The following is a 3702-nucleotide window of genomic DNA, read 5'->3' on the forward strand; positions in this document are numbered from 1 at the left end:
GTAGCAGGCGAGGATGTCCTCCCGCATGGCCCCGGAGACGGCGATCACGGCGTCGGCGGCCTCGATCACCTGGTCTGGCCTCCGCGGCGGTCGCCGCCGGGCCGTCGGAGGCGACGGCGGTGTCCTCCGGGTAGGTCTTCGGGGCGCCGTCCGCGGTGTACTCGGCGGTGAAGTCGAGCTTCAGGGCGCCGCCGTCCCACACGACCCGCTCCAGGGCCGTCGAGGGGGTGACGGCCGCCTCCCACTCGGCGACGGCGAGCACGTCCTCGTAGCGGCCGGCGGCGGCCAGCTCGGCGACCACCCGCTGGGCCGGGGCGAGCAGCGCGAACACGGACGGGCCCATCCGCTCGGCGATCACCTTGTGGATCTCGTCGAAGAGCTCCCTGCGGTAGTCGTCCGGCAGGTTGAGGAACCGCTTGCCGCGCAGTCGCTCGGTCATCTCGTTGTTCAGCCAGCGGTGGAACATCCGGTCGCGCTTGGCGCCGGGCTCGGTGTAGCGCTCGACGACGTCGAGGGCCTCCCGGAGGTTGCCGAAGTAGCCGACCGGGTCGAAGCGCTGGAAACCGGCGTTGGAGGCGTCCTCGCGCTTGATGTGGTAGTAGCAGACGTAGTCGCTGAGCACCGAGATGTTCGACGCGCGCAGGTACGCCTCGGCGACGAAGACGTGGTCCTCGAGGCGCCGCCGTCCCTCGGGGAAGCGCAGCCCGATGCGGTCCAGGAAGGACCGGCGCAGCATCTTGTGCGGGGTCAGGCTGCTCATCAGGGGGGCGTTCTCGACGGTGGCCCGCGGGTGGTTGCGGCGGAACAGCTCCACCGGCACCGGACGGCCCTTGCCGGCCATCTTGCCGATGACGAGGTCCGCCTCGTTGGCGACACCGTAGTCGTACATCCGCTCCAGGGCCTCGTCGCCGAGGAAGTCGTCGTTGTCGACGAACATCACGAACTCGCCCTTGGAGGCGGCGATGCCGACGTTGCGCGGCTTGCCGGACCAGCCGGAGGGCTCCTGGTGGATGACCTGGATGTGGGGGTGCTCGGCCGCGAGCGCGTCCAGCCGGGCAGGGGTCTCGTCGCTGGAGCCGTCGTCAACGAAGACGACCTCGTACTCGTCGCGCGGCAGCGACTGCCGCAGCACCGAGGCGATGCAGTCCTCGATATAGGGTCCCGGGTTGTAGACAGGGACGACAACACTTACCTTGACCGGCATCCGGCTTCCTAGCCCCCTGGATAAAGCCGTCCGTTTCCCTGGACGGCACGTACACGTGGGCGAATGCTAACCCGGTCCAGACCTTGGGCGTGTCTCAACCCCTGGTCAAGACCGGGTCGTGAAGTGTCAGCCGTGCGTCAAATGTCCTGGTCAGCCGTGGGTCTTCGCCAGCAGTTCCAGGACCTCCGCCGTGCTGCCCGACTCACCGAGCCTGGGGAAAATCCGCTCCACACTGTTGCGGTGCGCCTCCCCGTCGGCGTCGGCCATGGCGTCCGTGGCGAGCGTGACGTGGTAGCCGTGGGCGTAGCCGTCGCGGGCGGTGGACTCCACGCCGATGCTGGTGGCGATGCCGGCCAGGACGATCTGGGTGACGCCCCGGCGGCGCAGCTGCACGTCGAGGTCCGTGCCGTGGAAGGCGCTCCAGTTGTGCTTGGTGACCAGGATGTCGCCGGCGTGGCCGGACAACGCGTCGACCACGACGTCCCAGCCCTCGGGGAAGGCGAGGCCGCGCGCCTGGCGCTCGGTGCGGCCGGGCACGGCGTCGGCGAAGTCGGCCGCGAAGGAGACCCGGACCAGGGCCACGGGCAGGTCCTCGGCACGGAAGGCGGCGGCGAGCTCGGCGGCGCGGGCCACCACGTCGGCACCGGAGCGCGGCTGGGTGGGCATGCCCACGATGCCCTGCTGGAGGTCGATGACGACGAGGGCGGTGCGCGGGTCGAGAGTGCTCAGAGACATGGGGTGGATCAGGCCTTTCGAGGGGCTTGGGGGATTTCTGGGGCTTCGGGGGTCCCAGGGGTTGCAGGGGTGAGCCGGGCCAGCGAGCGGTCCGGCAGGGTGATCGCCAGCAGCAGTGCGGAGCCGGCGAGCATGAACAGGGTCAGGCCGTGCAGCCCGCCCGTGTCGGCGCGGTGCGGGTAGAACGCCGCGGTGGCGGCGGAGGCCCCGAGCGCGCCGAGGTACATGAAGGTGCGCAGCAAGCCGGCGGCGGAGCCGATCCGCTCCGGGTCGGCCTGCCGGTACAGCGCGGTCTGCGCGGCGAGCCCGAGCAGCCCCTGCGGGACGCCGAGCAGCGCGCCGACCGCGAGCAGCAGCCAGAGCGGGCTGGAGGCGCCGACCAGCAGCAGGGCCGCGCAGCCCGCGATCTGCAGCACGGAACCGGCCACCAGCTTGGCGCGGACGGCCTCCCGGCGGCCGGTGACCGTGGCGGTGACGAGCGCGGCGGCCGACAGGGGCAGCAGCGCCAGCCCGGCCGTGGAGGCACCGAGCCCGCGGCCCTGCTCCAGCCACTGCGTGTAGCCGTACAGGAAGGCGTACGAGGTGGTGTACGCGAGGAGCTGGCGTACGTAGGTGACCACGAGCGGGACGTTGCCGCCGAGGACCCGCAGGTCGACGAACGGGTCGGGCACCCGCAGCTCCCGGGCCGCGAAGGCGGCGGTCGCGGCCACGGCCAGCGCGGGCAGGTACCAGCGGTCGGGCCGCGGGCTCATCAGGAACAGCATCAGTGAGACCAGCAGGACGGCGAACAGGGTCATGCCGGACAGGTCCATGCGCTGGGGCCGTGCAGGGGCCGCGGTTTTCGGCAGCCATGCTGCGCCGAGGACCAGACAGGCCGCGGAGAGCGGCACGTTGACGGCGAACACCAGGTGCCAGCCGCCGGCGCCGATCAGTATCCCGCCCAGCGTCGGACCGATCACGGCCACCGTCTGGCCGGACACGGCGAGCGCGGTGAGCACCCCGGCCGGGCTGTCCTGGCCGGTGCGCTCGGCCTCGCTCCGGGTCAGCCGCATCGCCGCCGGGTACGCCGCCGACGTGCCGAACCCGAGCAGCACCCGGGCCGCGATCAGCACGCCCAGCGAGGGCGCCAGCGTGCCCGCCAGCCCGGCGACGCCCACCAGACCGGTCCCGACGAGGTACAGCCTGCGCGGCCCGTACACGTCCACGAGCCGTCCGATCACCGGCTGGCCCACCGCCGTCGCCAGGTACAGCGCGGTGACCAGCCACACCGTCTCGGCGGGCGGCGCCCCGAAGGCGATGCCGATCGGCACCAGGGCCACGGCGATCATCGAGGAGTTGATCGGGTTCAGTACGGAGCCCAGGACCATCGGCGCGATCAGCCGCCGGTCGAATCCCGCGGACGCCGGACGGGTGGCCGCGCCGGTGCCCGAGGTGAGCCTCGGTATCACGGGCGCGACAGCCGTTCGAGCAGTTCGATGGCGGTGAGCAGGGTGCGGCGCTCGTCATCGGTGTACCGGTCCTGGAAGGCGCGGGCCAGCCACTCGTCGCGTGCCTGCCGGTTGCCCTCGACCCGGGCCTGTCCGGCCTCGGTGAGGGTGACCAGCTGGCGGCGGCCGTCGGTCGGGTCGGGGCTGCGCCGGATCAGGCCCTGCTGGTCCAGCGCGGCCAGGGTGGCGGCCATCGACTGCGGCCGCACCCCCTCGGCGGAGGCCAGTGCGCTGGCCGTGGCCGCGCCGTGCTTCGACACCAGGGTCAGCGCCGAC

4 protein-coding genes are annotated in these 3702 nt (G+C 72.3%); all 4 read right to left on the bottom strand.

The annotated features are described in order from the left end of the window. Positions 1–1204 (bottom strand): glycosyltransferase family A protein (locus ABZ646_RS42570; protein WP_360531982.1); only part of this gene is annotated, 1204 nt, incomplete at its 3' end. A gap of 150 nt (positions 1205–1354) precedes the next feature. Next, positions 1355–1939 (bottom strand): hydrolase, encoded by a 585-nt coding sequence (locus ABZ646_RS42575; RefSeq protein WP_360531985.1) that lies wholly within the window; start codon positions 1937–1939, stop codon positions 1355–1357. Between the two features lie 8 nt (positions 1940–1947). Then, entirely contained in the window at positions 1948–3387 is a 1440-nt protein-coding gene (locus tag ABZ646_RS42580) for an MFS transporter (RefSeq protein ID WP_360531988.1), read from the bottom strand. Further along, a partial coding sequence (locus ABZ646_RS42585) for a MarR family transcriptional regulator (RefSeq protein WP_360531991.1) occupies positions 3384–3702 on the bottom strand: 319 nt, incomplete at its 5' end. The genes ABZ646_RS42580 and ABZ646_RS42585, both read right to left, overlap by 4 nt.

It is taken from the genome of Streptomyces sp. NPDC007162, from assembly GCF_040634175.1.
GTDB lineage: Bacteria > Actinomycetota > Actinomycetes > Streptomycetales > Streptomycetaceae > Streptomyces.

What these genes read in the sequence shown, in the direction of transcription:
- ABZ646_RS42575 (WP_360531985.1), bottom strand. Translation starts at nt 1,939, where the DNA reads ATGTCTCTGAGCACTCTCGACCCGCGCACCGCCCTCGTCGTCATCGAC.